We start from the raw sequence: 15,903 nt of genomic DNA, 5'->3' as shown, positions 1-15,903 counted from the left end.
CCCCTAAACCAGGGAGAGAGCGACTGGCACCAGCGATGAAGGTGTGGATGGCGAGTGCTCGCCACTACGACATTGAGAGTTTTGTGCGTGCCCTGCAGGCGGGCTCCGACCATGTGTTCGTCTACAGCCGCGAGCGACTCACCCCGGAGACCGCGGTGCTTGCCGAGGGCTGTGATGCCGTTTGCAGCTTCGTGAATGACGATCTCTGTGACGCCACCCTGGAGCAATTGACGCAGTTCGGGGTGCGGGTGATCGCCCTGCGCTGCGCCGGTACCGACAGTGTTGATCTGGAGGCCGCCCGTCGGCTGGGGCTGCGCGTCGTCAATGTGCCCTCCTATGCCCCTGAGTCGGTGGCCGAATTCGCCCTGGCTCTGCTGCTCTGTTTGGGGCGTCGTCTGCATCGTTCCTACAACCGGGTTAGGGAGAACAACTTTGATCTCAGCGGTCTGGTGGGACTCCAGCTCCATGGCAAGACCGCAGGCGTGGTGGGTACCGGCAGGATCGGCGCCGCAACCGCGCTTTTGCTTCGGGCCTTTGGTATGAAGGTGATGGCCAGCGATCCTGTCCAGCAGGACCCGCGGCTCTCTGACGTGGGAATCCAATACGTGGGTCTTGAGGAGCTGCTCGCCAACAGTCAGGTGGTCAGCCTCCACTGTCCGCTCCTGCCAGCCACCCATCATCTGATCAACGCTGAGCGTTTGGCCATGATGCCCCGGGGGGCTCTACTGGTGAATACCAGTCGAGGCGGTCTGCTCGATACCAAGGCGGTGATTGCCGCACTCAAGGCCGGCCAGCTCGGAGGTCTCGCTCTGGATGTGTATGAACAGGAGGGAGGCCTGTTCTTTGCCGATCACAGCGGTGAAGTGATCGGGGATGACACCTTTGAACGTTTGCTCACCTTCCCCAATGTGCTGGTGAGCGCCCATCAGGCCTTCCTTACCGATGCGGCCCTGGAAGCGATCGCGACCACCACCCTCAGCAATCTTGATCAGGTGGCCGCAGGATTGCCGTGTGGGAACGATCTCCTGAGATGATGCAGCGGCTTTCTCCTTGACCGGATGTATACCGACTGGACTGCCGTCGCGCTGCTGCTGTTCACCACGGTGCCCCTGGTGGCGGTGGTCGCCACCGCCGCCTTCTTTATTTGGCAGCAGAAGCGGAAACAGCTGCGCTGAACGCTTCGGTCATCCCCAGTTCACCCGGAGGAAAGCGCAGGGACTCCTGGCCGACCTCCAGTCCTTGGCCATCGCCATGGCCTAGGCAGTCGAGACAGGTGCGGAACCGCTGATCGGAGACCCGCTGGATGCCGCTCCCCCCGCAACGCGAACAGATGGCCATGCCTGATCTGAAGTGAATTGACTTCAGTGTGGAGAGATTCCACCTCCGTGATCCCGAAGCCTTTGTGAAGAATTGGCGTTGAGGCGTGCCTTCAGCTTCGTTGGGTCGTGATTCACGTCCTGGAGCAGCTCCTTAGCGGAGAGAGCCGAGCCTGGCGCGATCAGGCCCAGGTCAGCGGCCAGCAGTCCAATCACCTGATCCGGCTGGATGCTGTGGGCCTTCAGCGGCGCAAGCCCTTCGCTGCCATCCCGTTTTGACAGCTTGGCTCCGCTGGCATCGCAAAGCAGCGGCCCGTGCCGGTAGCGCGGCGGTTCCAACGGCGTGAGGGCGGCGATGACCGCCTCTTGGGCTTCCCGCACTGCAGCAAGGTCAGCCCCGCGCACCACCTCGCTGATGCCCAGAGCGAGCTCATCCACGGCGGTGGCCAGGTGATAGGCAATGAAGCCATCAGCCCGGCGCAGCACCAGATCACCGCAGCGCTCCGAGAACGGCGCGGGAACCCTGAGCCTCCAGGCCGGCAGGCGAGCCTGTTGCCAGCCCCAGTCCAGCCTGCGGTTGCGGCAGGTGCCGGGATACAACGGCTGGGCTGCCAGTTGGCGTCGACTGCAGCGGCAGGGGTAGAGGTCTCCGCTTCGCCGCCAATGGGACAGCACAGAGTTGTAAAGCCCCCGGCGCTGGCTTTGCAGGATCGGAGGGCCATCCCAGTGCAATCCCAGCCAACACAGATCTGCACAGGCGCTGTCGATCGCTCCGGTGCGCAGACGCGGCGTATCGAGATCATCGAAGCGCAGCAGCCAGGTGCCGTTCTCATGGCGTGCCGCTAGCCAGGAGAGCAGGGCGGTGGCCAGGTTGCCGCGGTGCAGCGGTCCAGAAGGGGTAGGTGCGAAACGACCCCGATAGCCCTGAGTCCGCAGGCGCTGGCCTTCCGAGATCCATTGCTCTAGATGGTCAGGGGTCGGGCGCATGCCATCGGCCATCAAAAAAGCGGCCCCTTGGGGCCGCTTCGATCCTGAACGATGGATGGGATCAGCCCTGGACGCGATCCTTGAACATCTTGCCGGCGGTGAAGGCGGGAACGCGCTTGGCGGGAATTTTGATCTTTTCGCCGGTCTTGGGGTTCAGACCCTGACGGGCGGAACGCTCGCGGGGCTCGAAGGAGCCGAAACCGAGGATGGAGACCTTCTTGCCTTCAACAACGGAATCGATGATGGTTTCGATGGCGGCGTCGACCACGAGGGAGACGTCGGTCTTGGTCAGCTCGGTGCGAGCGGCAACGAGGTTGACGAGGTCAGCTTTGTTCATGTGAGGAGGCGTGGGATGCGGAAGCGGGTTGGCGATGCGGAAGGCAACATCCGCATGGGCTTGTCCAAGCGCGCCAATCGTATGGAGGCTGCGCCGGTGCGGCAACCGAAAGACCCCGCGCCGCAACGCTTTACGACGGTGGGTCTGCGAAACCTGCCGTCGGGCTTGAGGGCATCCAGCTCTCCCAGGGGCTGAGTCGCTCGCCGCGGAGGGCGCCAAGCCCAGCGCCAGATGCCAGTGCTGGCCTTTGATCTGGAGGAATCCAATCGCGCAGTCGCTCGAGGCTGCGCTGCTGACGCGGCCAGTGAAAGGTGCGGCGATGGCGCAATGGGGCCAGCTGACCCACTGCCACAGGGATGAGCAAACGGCCACAGAAGAGCAGGTCCCAAGGGGGTGGAGCATGCAGCACGCAGCTGCCGGGAGAGGGGCCAGGCGTCCAGAGCAGGCGCAGGCCTGCCGCGGTGGTGTGCGTGTCTGTGAAAGTCTCGAGCGGATCGACGCCTGGCAGCAGATAGGCCTCCTGTTCCTGCACCAGCACCGGCCAGCCCAGGTGTTCCTGCAGGCGTCGCACGCGCCCATGGCCCTCTCGACTGGTGAGAACGATTCGGGGTGTACGGCCTGCCGCCAGCTCGTGCAGGGCCTTGAGGCTGCTTTCGGTCAGGGGCGGGCAGTCGATCAAGACCGGCTCTGGATCGCTGTCAAGCCACCAGGCGGAGCCCCCGCGACAGTCGCGATTGGGGGGAAACAGCCATAGGAAGGGGCGGATCTGCTGCGGCGGACGTCCTGATTCCAGAACCGAGGGAAGGGGCATGGGCTGATGGGAACGGCCGCAAGCATTAGTTTGAGCGCAGTGAGGACCGCGCCCTGCGGTCGGGGATCCTTGAGCACGATCCAGCGCGGCAGACCCTGGCCCCTGGGCAGTTCGCTCACGTCTGGAGGGGTGAACTTTTCCCTGGCGGCACCGGCGGCCAACCGGGTGGAGCTGTTGCTGTTCGCCGATGGCGATGCCCCCCAGCCCGAGCGCATCATTGACCTCGGCCCCGAGCATCGCTCCGGTGATTACTGGCATGTGGAGGTAGAGGGCCTGAGGGCCGGTGCCTGTTATGGCTACCGGGTGTTCGGCCCGCTGGAGCCGGGGGGCCACGGCTTCCGTCCCGCCAAGGTGGTGTTGGACCCGTGCGCGCGGGCGATCAGCGGCTGGGGTGTCTATCGCCGGGCCGCGGCTACTGGCGCTTCCCCCAACACCGACTGCTGCTTGAAGGCGGTGGTGTGCGAGCGGGATGCGTTTGATTTCACTGCCCATCCCAGGCCACGCCACCCCTGGAATCGCACCGTCATCTACGAGCTGCATGTGGGTGGCTTTACCCGCCGCAGTGACAGCGGCGTCGCCCCTGAGCGTCGGGGCACGTTGAGAGGGGTCATCGACAAACTTCCTTATCTCAAGGATCTGGGGGTCACAGCGATCGAACTGCTACCGATCCAGGCCTTTGATCCCCAGGACGCTCCGATCGGTCGCGACAACATTTGGGGATACAGCCCCTTGAGCTGGTTCGCTCCTCACCACGGCTACATCGAAGGAGACGACCCGCTTCAAGCTCGACAGCAGGTGCGAGAGCTCGTGGCCGCTTGCCACGATGCCGGCCTCGAGGTGCTTCTGGATGTGGTCTACAACCACACCACGGAGGGCAATCACCATGGCCCCACGCTCAGCTGGCGGGGCGTGGGTGATCGTCTCTACTACCACCAGAACGCCAAAGGCGATTACCTCGATGTGAGCGGGTGCGGCAACAGCATTGCCGCCAATCGCCCCCTGGCTCGGCAGCTGATCCTCGAGTCGATGCGCTGCTGGGCAATCGAGCTGGGGATTGACGGCTTCCGCTTTGATCTCGGTATCGCTTTGAGTCGTGGGGAGGGGCTCAAGCCCCTCGACCATCCGCCCCTGTTTGAGGCGATCGAAGCCGATCCGCTCCTCAGTGATCTCAAGTTGGTGAGCGAACCCTGGGATTGTGGCGGCCTTTATCGGCTCAGCGACTTCCCGGCGGAGCGGATCGGAGCCTGGAACGGACGCTTCCGCGATGACGTACGCAGCTTCTGGAAGGGGGATGAAAACAGCACCTGGAAGATCGGTCAGCGAATGCGAGGTAGTCCGGATCTGAACGGTGGTCGGCCCCTGACCCTGGGGCGGTCGGTGAATTTCATCACCGCCCATGACGGCTTCACCCTGATGGATCTGGTGAGTTTCAACGGCAAGCACAACCTCGCCAATGGGGAGGACAACCGCGATGGCGAAAACCACAACAGCAGTTGGAATCACGGGGTGGAAGGCCCAAGCAGCGATCGGGCGGTGACCGCCCTGCGCCGCCGTCAACAGCGCAACCTGCTCACGTCTCTGCTGCTCAGTCGGGGTGTGCCGATGCTTCTGATGGGCGATGAAGTGGGGCGTAGTCAGGGGGGCAACAACAACACCTGGTGTCAGGACAGCCCCCTGAGCTGGATGATCTGGGGCGATGACCATTGCGATCGGGATCTGCAGACCTATGTGCGGCGTTTGCTGCGCCTGCGTCAGCAGATGGCGGATTTGATCAACCCAAGCCAGCCGATCGCTGAATCACCGTTGCCGCGGTCCGGTGATCCTGATCAGCTGTGGCGCCAGTGGCATGGGGTGGAACTGGGCAAGCCCGACTGGGCCAGTTGGTCCCATTGCCTGGCCGCCAGCCTGCAGCGCGGTACCCGTGGCGCGGTGCTCTGGATTGGCTTCAACAGTTACTTCAAGGCGATGCATTTCGATCTGCCTGAACCGGCCTCCCCCTGGCATCGCCTCATCGACACCGCCTTGCCAGCAGGCGATGACCTGCCCGAGCAACCGGAGAGCTGGAGTCCCTCCGGGGTGCCCCTGGAGGCGCGCAGCCTGGTGGTGATGGTGGCCAGGGAGATGCTCAGCCCGCTCAGCTGAAGGCGGCAGCGGCCTTGCGTTGGATGCTCAGTTCAAGCTGCCGGCGCTTGTCTTCCACGAGATGGAAGCTGCTGACCACCGTGCAGGCCTCGATTCCGTCCTGCCGCAGGCAGACCCTGATCGCCCCATCGTCGAGCTGTTGTGTTTCCAGTGGCATCACGAACCCTCGGATGATTCAGCCTGCCGCCGTTGGCAGAGAGCAGCCAGTGGTGCGCCCTAAAATCATTCCGATGAATGGCGGGCTGATGAACGGTTGTCTCCGGTTTGGGGCAGCGCTGCTGGTCACCGTTGCAGCTGTTGGAACTGCCAATGCAGCGATCGCTGGTGACTGTGATTTGCCATTGGGTCAGACCTGGGCGCCGTTGTTGCCTGCTCAGGCTTCCTTGCGGCTCGCCAACCATGGCTTGATTCCCTGCCGGGAGCGAGGGGACGCAGTGACCGCCCAGCCTGGTGCGGCCTTGGCCTTTCAGTGCGATCGCTTTCAGATCGATCTGACCGAACAGCCCTCTGGCACGGGGGTGTCCGCCGTGGCACTGAACCAGTTCATGGATCAGCGCTTCGTGTTTCAGAGCCCCAAGGTGCGGATCAAGAAGCAGTGCGATCCCGGTCGAAGCGTGAGACTCACCCGCTTGATCAAGCTCAGAGGTGAGGGGGTGAGAGTGGACTTCTCCCAGACCTGGCAATGGCGTCCCCAGGAGCAGCCATTTCCTTCGGATCTCTGATTCGGTTGCCGTTGCCACGCTCTCCAGAGGCGATGGCTGATTGACTGCGCTCAATCAAGGGAGAGCTTTTATGGAATTGCTAGTCATCGCTGCTCTGGCGATCCCTTTGTCGACCTTGGTGATGCAGGCGCTCTCCAATGAGCATGAGGACGATTACGATTTCCTTTGATGACTCAACACCCCCCTGCTGGAGTCGCATGACAGGGATGGCAGGGTGATGGAGTTCAAGCCCTTGGTGGTTGGAACTCCAGGAACTCCAGGCAGTTATCAAAGGGATCTTTCACAAAGAAGCGTTTGCGGTCCGAGAGCTTTTCTTCGCCAAAGGGCACATGCCCATGGGTTGTTAATAACTGATGAAGAGCCGTCAGGTTATCGATTTGAAAGCAGAGGTGACGGCCTGCGGGGATCGGAGTATGAGCCTCATCGAAAACGATGTGGATCATGGCATCATTAAAAACAAACCAGATGAGCCCTGTCTTCACTTGTCCTTGCAGATTGCCAAGGTGAGCAGGGATTGCCCCTTCTTTCATTTTCAGCAAGCCTGAGTAAAAGCTGCGAGCCTGGTCTTCCTGGCCCGGGGGAGCCGTCATCGCGGAGTGATTGATGCCCTTGATAAAGGGGTGGGTCAACTTGATGGTGACCAGCTCGCCGATGCTCATGGGGCTTCAGGGGAGGCGTGACTCAAAATCTAGCCATGACCCTCCGGACGGTTGCTGAAAAGGCATGGGCTCGACTTCACTGTTCGTCGAACGTCTTTTCGTTTGGCCAATTTCTCAACAGAATTTCTGCTTCAGCGGGGAATGCTTTCAGCAGTTGCACCCGACCAATGGCCTTCGACACTCAGATGATTATTGCGCTGCTGCAGGAACTGCTCCTAGCGCATCGTGCCAATGCCACTGATGACTTCAGGGCTTGGCTGTCTCTAGGAATCGAACGGCTGGGAGAGCCTGCTGTCATTGAGCTGATGCTTGATGGGCTGAACCCAATCCTCACGACAGACGAAGCAGAGAGGCTGGTTGGGTGGCATCTGGGGTCAGCCTCTAACCCAGACGAGGAAGACAAAAGGTTGCTCGCCCCTGAGTGTTTGAGTTGTTGATGCCGCTGCCGAGGATTGCTAAGACCCGGCTGTAGCTCCACATGTTCCAATGTCAGAAGAGCGACTGAAAGCTTTCTGGGAAGCCGTCCAAGCAGATCCGGGGCTTCAGGAGAAGCTGAAGGCAGCTGCAGATACTGATTCCGTAGTTTCGATTGCTAAGGCTGCGGGCTTTGTGATTTCTGTTGAGGAGCTTAAGAAGGCTCAGGTAGAGCTTTCAAGTTGGGAAGGCGTGGCTGGTGGTGTAGGGCTGTTTCAAAAACAGGTGGTGGAGGCTTCGTGGCTTGTCGTGTGTAGGGCCTTAACCCGATCGGGAGACTCCTTTAACCCAAAACTTAATCCCTAATCCCGTCAAGCCCCTGCAATCGCAGGGGCTTTTTATTTCTTCATCCACCCTCAACCAGCCCCAAACGGCTTCCGATACCTGGCACAATTTCTTTCAATTAAGTAACCGCAGTGCGACAACAGTGGCGGGGTTTTTTGTTGCTTGATAACACCTCATCAATCCACAGCGCTATAGCCGCCTTCGATCAGCTGACGGCAGCGACGCTGGGCAATCAGGTTCTCCTCAGGGGAGTGCAGCTTTGCCTTGTCGTTCAGTCCTGGATAGGCCCTGGGGTCTTCCGCTTCAGGTCTTTGCTTGGGTCAGTGCGTGTTCGGCACCGCTGCCCCTTCGCTATCAGCGCAACCTGCTCAGTAGTTGCTTGGCAAGCAGCGCCGCCGTCTGCAGCGGTAGCTCGACAAGGGTCTCTGCAGTAGCTGCCATTTGAAGCTGCCTTGAGGACAATGGCGCCATGTCAGACCTCACCCCTGAATCAGCCAACGCTGCGATTCAACGTCTGCTCCTGAGCAGCATCACTCCTGCCATGGCAGAGGAGACCGAAGACATCAACCGCATCAGCGAGCGGATCAGGTCCTGTGTCGAGCGCGTCAAGGTTGAAGCGTCAGAGGGTGCGGCACTCGTTGCTGAATGCGCCCCGCATGGGCGAACGATGGTGGCTCAGGCGCAGAAGACCTTGGCTGACCTTGAGGCTCTGGCGGTTCTGGAGAGGCTTGTGGGTGAGATATACGGCGCTGACTGCTCAGGGTGACTGCCTGACGGCGTGGCAGCTGCGGGCTGTGACGCGGACTTTGAGACGCCCCCTGTTGGATTCGAACCAACGACCGGCTGCTTAGAAGGCAGCTGCTCTATCCAGCTGAGCTAAGGGAGCACCGGCTCATCTTGGCAGCTGGCACGGACTGCAACGCCTAAGCTGATGAGCTTGCAGTCCATGGCAGATGGCGCCTAGCCGGCTCAGCGACAGGCAGAAACAGGAGCTGGTGGAGCGCTACCGCGCAGGCGAGAGCAGTGCTCAGCTTGCCGAGGCGTTCGGTTGCAGCCCCAACACCGTGAGCCGCACGGTTCGGAGCGCGCTCACTCCGGAGGAGTACGAAGCTCTCAAGAAGGGGCGGGCGGCCCGTCCCGCGGCCCTGGCTAACGGGGGCACCTCCTCGATGGTTTCAACGCCGACGCTGGCTCCACCTGCCGAAGACACGCCAAGTGCTGAGATCTCAGCAGAGGAGGATCCCGCCAGCCTGGCCCTCGATGATGCCGACGATTTCGCCGATGATCCCGATCCTGGCGACGATCTCGAGCCAGGCGACCCTGATTCCGGCAGCGAGCCCGAGCAGGAATTCCATACGGTGGCTGTCCTCACCGATCAGATCCCCGCGGATCCTGGTCTCCCGGCCGAGTGCCGTCCGATCGGCCCTGGCGTGCTTCCAGAGAGCGTCTACATGCTGGTGGACAAGCTGGTGGAGCTGGATCCCAGGCCCCTCAGTGATTTCCCCGAGCTCGGCGCGATCGCCAGTGAAGATCAGGAACGGCAGTCTCTGGCCCTGTTCGCCAGTCCCCGTACTGCCAAGCGGCAGTGCGGTCGCAATCAGCGCGTGATCAAAATTCCCGACAGCCAGGTGTTCGAACGCACCACCTCCTATCTCGTCGCTCGGGGCATCACCAGGCTTGTGCTGGATGGGTCACTGATCGCTCTCGACGCCTGAGTCGTCCGTTCAGGGTTCTCTGGGGGGCATCAGCACCGCCGCCAGGCTGCCGCCACTGAGCACACCGATGACCAGGCTCACGCCTACGAGAAATCCGGAGGGCAGTGGCGCCGTGCGGCCGAAGCCAAGATTCAGCGCATGGCGTTCGTTGAGGTTCTGGGCACCAAGGCAGAGCACCAGCAGCAAGAGTCCGGCAGCCCCGAGGCTCAGCAGTAGCAGGCGCAGCCGTAGCAGCATCAGTCCCGATCGCTCTGCGCACAGTCTGATCGCTCGGGGATGGCTGTCGAGCTTGAGTTGCCTGTCGAGCTTGGGGGCTCCTCTTGGTGCAGCAGGGCATAGAGCTCCCGCTTGGAGCGGTCACCGCCGCTGGCTAGTTGTTTGGCCGCGGCATTGGCGCTGAGACCGCTCTCAATCAACACCTGCAATTGGTCGCGCCAGTACTGGTCATCATGCGTCTCCTTGCGTGGCGCGGGAACGCCTCCCAGCACCAGGGTGAACTCCCCCTGGGGCGCCTGGGCATCAAAGTGCAGACGTGCTGCTTCCACGGTGGGGCCCACCTGCTGTTCATGGCGTTTGGTCAGTTCCCTTGCCACCTGCAGCGGCCGTTGCGGGCCGCAGAGTTCCTCGAGCTCATCCAAGAGCTGCAACAGGCGATGCGGTGCTTCGTAGAGAACGCTGGTGCACGGTTGCTCGCTGATCTGCTGCAGCCGCTCCCGTCGTTCCCGCCCCTTGGCGGGCAGGAAACCCTCAAAGCAGAACCTGGCGCTAGGCAGGCCGCTGCTTACAAGGGCGGTTGTTGCCGCGCAGGGGCCAGGGATGCAAATCACGTCATGCCCGGCGGCGCGGGTGGCGGCGACCAGCTCCTCGCCCGGGTCGCTGATGCCCGGTAAGCCCGCATCGCTGATCACCGCCACGCTTCGGCCCTGCTTCAGTTCTGCCAGCAGCTGGGGCAGGCGAGTGCGGGTGTTGTGTTGATGAAAGCTGCAGCGGCGAGCTGTCGAACCAAGACTGCTCAGCAGTTGGCCGCTGTGGCGGGTGTCTTCGCAGGCAATGGTGTCAACGGCCAGCAGCAGCGCTTTGGCTCGAGGCGAGAGATCCCCAAGATGTCCGATGGGTGTGCCCACCACGTAGAGCACTCCGGCATCCGGTTCGGCCCGCTGCTTCACAATGGCTCCGCCCAGAAATCTCCATGATGCCGAGCCCCCTGACCTTGCCCGCCGGGATCGATCAGGAGGCGCTATTGGAAGCCCTGCGTCGACTGAGTTGGGGCGCCTCCGACATCTTGCGGGCCTATGCCCGCGGCGAGCAGCCCCCGCATGGTTTTCCCAAGGCGTTGAGTGTGGATGACGGCGGGGAGGGCCCGGTGTCTGCGGCTGACCTGGCAGTGAACAAATGGTTGCTGGACGGTCTGTCCACCGCGTTCCCCGATGCCGACTGGACGCTGCTCAGTGAGGAGACCGCCAAAGAGCAGCTCACGGAGGGGCAACCTGTGCCGGCCGAATGGCTGTGGATTCTTGATCCCCTGGATGGCACCAAGGATTTTCTGCAGGGCACAGGCGAATACGCCGTTCATCTGGCTCTGGTGCGTGACAAGCGGCCTGTACTTGGTGTTGTGTTGCTGCCGGAAGCCGATGAGCTTTGGATCGGTCTCGTTGGTGAGGGTGCTTGGTGTGAAGACCGTCAGGGTGAGCGGTCACCGGTTCGTTTCAGCGACAGAACCACGGTTTCGGATCTGATCTTGGTGGCCAGCCGCAGCCACCGCGACGAGCGTCTGGTCAGGTTGATAGATGCCCTCGAGCTCGGCGGTTCCAAAGCAGTGGGCAGCGTTGGCTTCAAGGTGGCCACGATCCTGAGAGGCGAAACCGATCTCTACATCTCCCTCTCCGGTCGGAGTGCCCCCAAGGACTGGGACATGGCGGCTCCGGAAGCGGTGCTGCTCGCGGCTGGTGGTCGCTTCACCCACGCCGATCAGGCCAGCCTCACCTACAACACCGGCGATGTTCGTCAGGCCGGCTGTCTGATCGCCAGCCATGGAAAAGCCCACGCCGAGCTCGGAGAGCGTGCGACGCGGGCCATGGCCGAGATCGATCCCGGTTTTGCGGTCTAGAGATCGCTTGATGCTGCGCGATCAGAAGCGGAACACTTCGGGGGAACCAGTAATTTCAGTCTCGGCGCCAGTATTGACACTGTCGAGGTAAGCATCGAAATCGGTGGTGCCATCGGGAGCGAAGATGCCAAGGAATCCAGCAGGGACAATGATCTTCAGGTCTTTGTCGCCGGCAGCGGAGAAATCATTGCCTTCGATCTTGAACTTGAAGCTGTTGCTGGTGGACTTGCTCAGGCTCTCGTAGTTGAACGCATCGCCGGCTTCAGCGGCGCTGGTCACCGTGTTGTTGGTGATCGTGAAGGTGCCAGTGGTGATGGAGCCTTCCGCCTCCGCCTCCTCGCCGAAGGTGGCCTTGATCAGATCACGCGGATCCTTGTTGTCGGAACCAACAGGATTGTCGTTGGTTTGAACGATGCGGTTGTTGTTGATGGTGATGTCGGCATCGAAGACGACGCCCTCACCAGCTTTCTCATTCACCGCAAACTCGATCCCATCACCAATGCGGGTTTGGATGTCGTTGTTCTCAATCACAGCGGTCACCTTGGTGGTGCCGTTCTTGAGCCCTTCGTTGATGGTGAATTTGATGCCTTCTGCCTTTTCGCCGCTCTCGTTGGTGCCGGCTAGGTTGTCGGTGTCGGCTTCGATCGTGTTGCCGGTGATCGTGAAGTTGTAGACACCCGAGGCTATGAAGTCGGTGTCAGACACATTCTCCTGCAGGGTGATGGCGATGCCATCGGTGGAGCCATCTTCCCCAGGGGCTGCACCCTTGGCACCCGAGGTCTTCAGGGTGTTGTTCGTGATGGAGACGGTGGCCTGGGTGTTGGCACCGAAGGCATCAAGGGTGAAGCCTTCATCGCCGGCACCCGTCACGGTGTTCTGATCAACGGTGAGAATCAATCGACCGTTGTCGCCGATGTTGGCGTCGATGCCGTCAGCACCACCTTGGAGATTGCTCACGGTGTTCTGATCAATCACCGCGGTGAGGGTGGCGTTGCTAGCGCAGGCGCCGGCAACACCGTCGGTGAAGGCATCGGAGCCAAGGTTCTCCCCACCGCGGCAGATGTTCAGCTCGATGCCATCAGTGGCGTTGGTGCCGCGATCAGCAGGGAAGCCCACCCCGGAGGTGAGGTTGTTGTCTTTCACGGTGTTGCCGGTGATGGCGATGTAACCGTCTTTGTTGTTGCGAACGAAGATGCCGGCTTCCAGGTTGGAGTCTTCACTGGCCTTCATTCCCGACACGGTGTTGCCGGTGATGATGTTGTCGGTGCTTGTGCCGATGTTTTCGATGTAGATGCCTTCGCCTGTGGCACCAGTGATTACGTTATCTTCGATCGTTACCTTGTTGCTATTCCGCACATCGATGCCGCGACCGATGTAGCTCTCCACTGAAGAACCTTCGAGCAGGCTCAGCTCAGGGTTGGTGATGGTGTTGTCTTTGATGACCAGGTTGGTGACAGTATCGGCAAGAATCTGGTCGTTCACACGTGTGATCTTGACCTTTGAATCCTGAACCTGATTCTTGACAGTCACCTTGATTTCGGCGTTGGCATCGACACCATCGTTTTTGATGTCAACGGCGTCGCCGAGGGCGCCATTACCTTCCTTCTGAATGATCGTGTTGTTGTCGATCAGGATTGAGCCTGAGGTTTTCGCCGTTGATGCGGCAACGCCATCTTTATTGAATTCAAACTTGATGGCGTCATTGGCGTCGCCTGTATCAGCGACACCTGCTTGGAGTGCATCATTGGTTTGGGTGATGGTGTTGTTGGAGACTGTTGCATCCAGCTCAACTTGGATTCCATCAGCTTTCTCATTGATGGCAAATTCAATGCCATCACCGGAGCGTGTGGTGATGGTGTTGTTATCGATCACCGCCTTGAGCTTCATTTTGCCCTTCAGCTGCTCTTCAGCCACGGTGAACTTGATGCCTTCCGCTTTTTCGGGCTTTTCGTTGGTTCCTGCCAGGTTGTCGGTATCCACCACGATGGTGTTGCCGGTGATGGTGAAGTCGTAGTTACCATCAGGGGTGTAGTCGGTCGCTGGCAATTCCGTCAGAGTGATGGCGATGCCGTCGGTGGAACCGTCCTCGTCATAGGCGCCGTTCGCATCCGTACGAGCCCCCTTCGCGCCTGACGTCTTGAAGACGTTGTCGCTGATGACGGCGGTGACAGCGGTCTTGGCTCCAAACACATCAAGGGTGAAGGCTTCATCGCCAGCGCCGGTAACGGTATTGCCCTTAACCGTGAGGTTCAGGGTGCCGTTGTCGCCCACATTGGTGTCGATGCCATCGGCACTGCCTTGCAGGTTGGTGACAACGTTGTTGTTCACCACGGCGGTGAGGGTGGCGTTGCTGGTGCAGGCGCCAGCGAGATCATCGCTGAAGCGGTCATCGGTGCCGCCATCCTTGCTGGTTTGAATGTTGACACCACCGCGGCAGATGTTCAGCTCGATGCCGTCAGCTGCGTTTTGTCCGCTCAGGCCGCGTGAGGTGGGTGCACCTACTCCGCTTTCCTGGTTGTTGTCCTTCACCGTGTTGCCGGTAATGGCGATGTAGCCGTCTTTGTTGTTGCGAACGAAGATGCCGGCTTCGAGGTTGGTGTCGACATCCACCCGCATATCGCTCACGGTGTTGTTGCTCACCGTGTTGTTGCGGTTGGTGCCAATGTTTTCGACGTAAATACCTTCGCCGGTGGCACCCTTCACGGTGTTGCCGGTGATGCGGATGTTGTTGCCGTTCTTCACCGCGATACCGCGGCCAATCAGGCTGCCGTTGGCATCCCCTTCAAGAGCGCTAGTGGTGGGGTTGGTGATGGTGTTGCCAGCAATCACCACATCGTTGGCACCGTCGAACACGATCGCGCCTTCGCCATCCACCGAGCCGGTGAAGGTGTTGTTCCGGATGCTGACGTTGCTGGTGCTGCGGTTGGTGATCGAGGCGTTCGTGAAGCTGAAGCCTTCGATCGCACTGTCGCTGGCCACCGTCAGGGTGCCGTTGCTGATGGTCGGCGTGCGGTTGACGCTGCCGGCGCCATAGATCTCGCGCAGGCCTGCCGTGCCGTATTGGGTGTCCAGATCGGGTGCATTGCGGCCATTGCTCAGTACCGCGCTCTTGGGTATGGCCAGGCTGCTGCCGCCTAGGTCTGTGGCGTTGCCATCGGCCACCAAAATCACATCGCTGTTGCCGGCATTCACGGCGGCCGTGAGGCTGGTGTAATCGCAATCGTTGCCACTGGCGTTGCTGCCGACGCAACGGATCACCCAATCTTCATTGGTGTCAGGATTTTCAGCTTTTTGGGTGCCCTTGTTGATCCGCACTTGGCTGATGCGCACGTCAATTTCACGCTCCACAGGCAGGCCACGCTGGGCCAGAAGGGCCCGCTCAGCGCGGGAGATTTCCGCTCCAGCATCGCCGTTGAGCGGCTGGGTGCCGTAGCGGATGTAGCCGGTCGCTTTGCTTTCAAAAATGTCGTCGTAGCTGTAGGTGGCACCTACAGCGAAGTTGTCGGCGATGCGCGCTTCAGCCCGGGCGCTGAAGCCAGAGCTGTCTGGGCCGTCGGCCACTGTGGCGTCGAGGTAGTAGTAGCCGGCATAGAGCCACAGGCCACCCTGGTCCCATCTGGCCACGGGAGTGCCGACTTCCAGGTCCAGACCGCCGTAGCTGGTGATCCAGTCTTGGTAGGTGTTCTTGAGATACAGACTGTTATTGCTCAGATAGGCGCCTGAATACCCCCGACCCACCTCTTTATTGCTGTCGCTCAAGGGGATGTAGCCGTTGGCGCGCAGCTCAACGTTTTTGTTGAGCGCTTCAAGGCCCACGCCGGCCTGCCAGTTGTAATCACCTTCATAAGGGGTGGTGTCGGCACCGGCGTTGACACCAAACATCCAGTCCTTACCACTACTCATCCAGCGGTAGCCCAGGCGGGTGCTGGCACCGAAGTTGCTGTCGTTGAGATCTCCGCCGAAATTCCAGTTGGCAAAACCATCCACGAACAGCACATTGCCCTCCTCGCTCTGGGACAGCGGAGCAAAGATGTAGCCGCTCAGAGTGTTCGGGGTGCCAGCGCCCTCGCTTTGAAATCGCAGACCACCATTGGTGCGTACCTGAGGCACTTTGTACTCTGACGCCGGTTCGGCTGCATAGGCGGCAGAAGCGGAGAAGGTCAGGGCAAGGCCGGTCAGGGCGGTCCGGAATTTCATTTAGAGCAAATAAAACTGTGTTATTTCACCGGTTCGGGCCGCAGCATGGTTAATGAAGCTATTAAGGCTTGGTTGTCATTGCTTGGCCGATATGGCAAGTCTTTGTGTCGTCTTGACTTGAGATCGGTCTTGCTTTGGCGTGGGTGATGCG

Annotated in this window: 17 protein-coding genes and 1 tRNA gene; 8 read left to right on the top strand and 10 right to left on the bottom strand. The window is 60.7% G+C overall.

Going from position 1 to position 15,903, the window contains the following annotated elements; all coding sequences use genetic code 11:
• Positions 1-47: 47 nt before the first annotated feature.
• Entirely contained in the window at positions 48-1,034 is a 987-nt protein-coding gene (locus CWE17_RS02000; RefSeq protein ID WP_370318261.1) for a 2-hydroxyacid dehydrogenase, read from the top strand.
• A gap of 106 nt (positions 1,035-1,140) precedes the next feature.
• Here CWE17_RS02000 and CWE17_RS01995 read toward each other — a convergent pair whose 3' ends face one another.
• The 4 genes from CWE17_RS01995 to CWE17_RS01980 form a co-directional block, all read right to left on the bottom strand.
• Positions 1,141-1,338, bottom strand: coding sequence for a hypothetical protein (locus tag CWE17_RS01995; RefSeq protein ID WP_131454664.1), 198 nt, complete (start codon positions 1,336-1,338; stop codon positions 1,141-1,143).
• A 23-nt stretch (positions 1,339-1,361) separates the two neighbouring features.
• The gene (gluQRS, locus tag CWE17_RS01990) at positions 1,362-2,315 is read right to left on the bottom strand and encodes a tRNA glutamyl-Q(34) synthetase GluQRS (protein WP_131454663.1); all 954 of its coding nucleotides are present in this window, start codon (positions 2,313-2,315) and stop codon (positions 1,362-1,364) included.
• A 49-nt stretch (positions 2,316-2,364) separates the two neighbouring features.
• Positions 2,365-2,640 carry an HU family DNA-binding protein gene (locus CWE17_RS01985; protein ID WP_006043393.1) on the bottom strand — a complete coding sequence of 92 codons (276 nt, stop codon included), beginning with the start codon at positions 2,638-2,640 and terminating at the stop codon, positions 2,365-2,367.
• Between the two features lie 130 nt (positions 2,641-2,770).
• Positions 2,771-3,451: an MBL fold metallo-hydrolase gene (locus CWE17_RS01980; RefSeq protein WP_131454662.1), complete on the bottom strand. Its 681-nt coding sequence runs from the start codon at positions 3,449-3,451 to the stop codon at positions 2,771-2,773.
• Positions 3,452-3,520: 69 nt separating this feature from the next.
• On the opposite strand from CWE17_RS01980, the gene CWE17_RS01975 reads away from it, so the two are divergent.
• Positions 3,521-5,593 (top strand): glycogen-debranching protein, encoded by a 2,073-nt coding sequence (locus CWE17_RS01975; RefSeq protein ID WP_131454661.1) that lies wholly within the window; start codon positions 3,521-3,523, stop codon positions 5,591-5,593.
• On the opposite strand, the gene CWE17_RS12060 is transcribed toward CWE17_RS01975, so the two are convergent.
• Positions 5,586-5,750, bottom strand: a complete 165-nt coding sequence (locus tag CWE17_RS12060; RefSeq protein WP_161567574.1) for a hypothetical protein — start codon at positions 5,748-5,750, stop codon at positions 5,586-5,588. The two genes, CWE17_RS01975 and CWE17_RS12060, sit on opposite strands and share 8 nt — an antisense overlap.
• Positions 5,751-5,838: 88 nt before the next feature.
• Here CWE17_RS12060 and CWE17_RS01970 point away from each other — a divergent pair, with 88 nt between their 5' ends.
• Entirely contained in the window at positions 5,839-6,315 is a 477-nt protein-coding gene (locus CWE17_RS01970) for a hypothetical protein (RefSeq protein ID WP_131454660.1), read from the top strand.
• Between the two features lie 224 nt (positions 6,316-6,539).
• Here the strand turns inward: CWE17_RS01970 and CWE17_RS01965 are convergent, their stop codons facing one another.
• Complete coding sequence (locus tag CWE17_RS01965; RefSeq protein ID WP_131454659.1) at positions 6,540-6,974, bottom strand: glyoxalase; 435 nt, start codon at positions 6,972-6,974, stop codon at positions 6,540-6,542.
• Positions 6,975-7,009: 35 nt separating this feature from the next.
• On the opposite strand from CWE17_RS01965, the gene CWE17_RS12300 reads away from it, so the two are divergent.
• The 3 genes from CWE17_RS12300 (at position 7,010) to CWE17_RS01950 (ending at position 8,499) form a co-directional block, all read left to right on the top strand.
• Complete coding sequence (locus CWE17_RS12300) at positions 7,010-7,411, top strand: hypothetical protein (protein ID WP_240789199.1); 402 nt, start codon at positions 7,010-7,012, stop codon at positions 7,409-7,411.
• A 49-nt stretch (positions 7,412-7,460) separates the two neighbouring features.
• The gene (locus tag CWE17_RS12345) at positions 7,461-7,754 is read left to right on the top strand and encodes a Nif11-like leader peptide family natural product precursor (RefSeq protein WP_131454658.1); all 294 of its coding nucleotides are present in this window, start codon (positions 7,461-7,463) and stop codon (positions 7,752-7,754) included.
• A gap of 448 nt (positions 7,755-8,202) precedes the next feature.
• A complete protein-coding gene (locus CWE17_RS01950) occupies positions 8,203-8,499 on the top strand; it encodes a hypothetical protein (protein WP_131454657.1) in 297 nt (98 codons plus the stop codon).
• 46 nt (positions 8,500-8,545) lie between these two features.
• On the opposite strand, the gene CWE17_RS01945 is transcribed toward CWE17_RS01950, so the two are convergent.
• A tRNA-Arg gene (locus CWE17_RS01945) sits at positions 8,546-8,619 on the bottom strand.
• 67 nt (positions 8,620-8,686) lie between these two features.
• Between CWE17_RS01945 and CWE17_RS01940 the strand changes: the two genes are divergently transcribed.
• Complete coding sequence (locus CWE17_RS01940; protein ID WP_131454656.1) at positions 8,687-9,448, top strand: helix-turn-helix domain-containing protein; 762 nt, start codon at positions 8,687-8,689, stop codon at positions 9,446-9,448.
• Between the two features lie 9 nt (positions 9,449-9,457).
• On the opposite strand, the gene CWE17_RS01935 is transcribed toward CWE17_RS01940, so the two are convergent.
• Positions 9,458-9,685 (bottom strand): hypothetical protein, encoded by a 228-nt coding sequence (locus CWE17_RS01935; protein WP_131454655.1) that lies wholly within the window; start codon positions 9,683-9,685, stop codon positions 9,458-9,460.
• Positions 9,685-10,614 carry a 16S rRNA (cytidine(1402)-2'-O)-methyltransferase gene (gene rsmI, locus CWE17_RS01930; RefSeq protein ID WP_131454654.1) on the bottom strand — a complete coding sequence of 310 codons (930 nt, stop codon included), beginning with the start codon at positions 10,612-10,614 and terminating at the stop codon, positions 9,685-9,687. The genes CWE17_RS01935 and rsmI overlap by 1 nt, the downstream gene beginning before the upstream one ends.
• Before the next feature lie 23 nt (positions 10,615-10,637).
• Here rsmI and CWE17_RS01925 point away from each other — a divergent pair, with 23 nt between their 5' ends.
• Positions 10,638-11,555, top strand: a complete 918-nt coding sequence (locus tag CWE17_RS01925; RefSeq protein ID WP_131454653.1) for a 3'(2'),5'-bisphosphate nucleotidase CysQ — start codon at positions 10,638-10,640, stop codon at positions 11,553-11,555.
• A 21-nt stretch (positions 11,556-11,576) separates the two neighbouring features.
• On the opposite strand, the gene CWE17_RS01920 is transcribed toward CWE17_RS01925, so the two are convergent.
• Positions 11,577-15,752: a right-handed parallel beta-helix repeat-containing protein gene (locus CWE17_RS01920; RefSeq protein WP_131454652.1), complete on the bottom strand. Its 4,176-nt coding sequence runs from the start codon at positions 15,750-15,752 to the stop codon at positions 11,577-11,579.
• Positions 15,753-15,903: the final 151 nt, after the last annotated feature.

The sequence above is a fragment of the Synechococcus sp. BS56D genome, assembly GCF_004332405.1.
Classification (GTDB): domain Bacteria; phylum Cyanobacteriota; class Cyanobacteriia; order PCC-6307; family Cyanobiaceae; genus Synechococcus_C.
Note: the sequence above shows the minus strand (reverse complement) of the source record. Positions and strands in the feature narration are given on the sequence as shown.

Coding starts and splice junctions, on each gene's coding strand:
- CWE17_RS12345 (WP_131454658.1), top strand. CDS start 7,461: ATGTCAGAAGAGCGACTGAAAGCTTTCTGGGAAGCCGTCCAAGCAGAT.
- CWE17_RS01980 (WP_131454662.1), bottom strand. CDS start 3,451: ATGCCCCTTCCCTCGGTTCTGGAATCAGGACGTCCGCCGCAGCAGATC.
- CWE17_RS01950 (WP_131454657.1), top strand. CDS start 8,203: ATGTCAGACCTCACCCCTGAATCAGCCAACGCTGCGATTCAACGTCTG.
- CWE17_RS01970 (WP_131454660.1), top strand. CDS start 5,839: ATGAACGGTTGTCTCCGGTTTGGGGCAGCGCTGCTGGTCACCGTTGCA.
- CWE17_RS01995 (WP_131454664.1), bottom strand. CDS start 1,338: ATGGCCATCTGTTCGCGTTGCGGGGGGAGCGGCATCCAGCGGGTCTCC.
- CWE17_RS12300 (WP_240789199.1), top strand. CDS start 7,010: ATGACCCTCCGGACGGTTGCTGAAAAGGCATGGGCTCGACTTCACTGT.
- CWE17_RS01985 (WP_006043393.1), bottom strand. CDS start 2,640: ATGAACAAAGCTGACCTCGTCAACCTCGTTGCCGCTCGCACCGAGCTG.
- CWE17_RS01925 (WP_131454653.1), top strand. CDS start 10,638: ATGATGCCGAGCCCCCTGACCTTGCCCGCCGGGATCGATCAGGAGGCG.
- gluQRS (WP_131454663.1), bottom strand. CDS start 2,315: ATGGCCGATGGCATGCGCCCGACCCCTGACCATCTAGAGCAATGGATC.
- CWE17_RS01965 (WP_131454659.1), bottom strand. CDS start 6,974: ATGAGCATCGGCGAGCTGGTCACCATCAAGTTGACCCACCCCTTTATC.
- CWE17_RS01920 (WP_131454652.1), bottom strand. CDS start 15,752: ATGAAATTCCGGACCGCCCTGACCGGCCTTGCCCTGACCTTCTCCGCT.
- CWE17_RS01935 (WP_131454655.1), bottom strand. CDS start 9,685: ATGCTGCTACGGCTGCGCCTGCTACTGCTGAGCCTCGGGGCTGCCGGA.
- CWE17_RS12060 (WP_161567574.1), bottom strand. CDS start 5,750: ATGCCACTGGAAACACAACAGCTCGACGATGGGGCGATCAGGGTCTGC.
- CWE17_RS02000 (WP_370318261.1), top strand. CDS start 48: ATGGCGAGTGCTCGCCACTACGACATTGAGAGTTTTGTGCGTGCCCTG.
- CWE17_RS01940 (WP_131454656.1), top strand. CDS start 8,687: ATGGCGCCTAGCCGGCTCAGCGACAGGCAGAAACAGGAGCTGGTGGAG.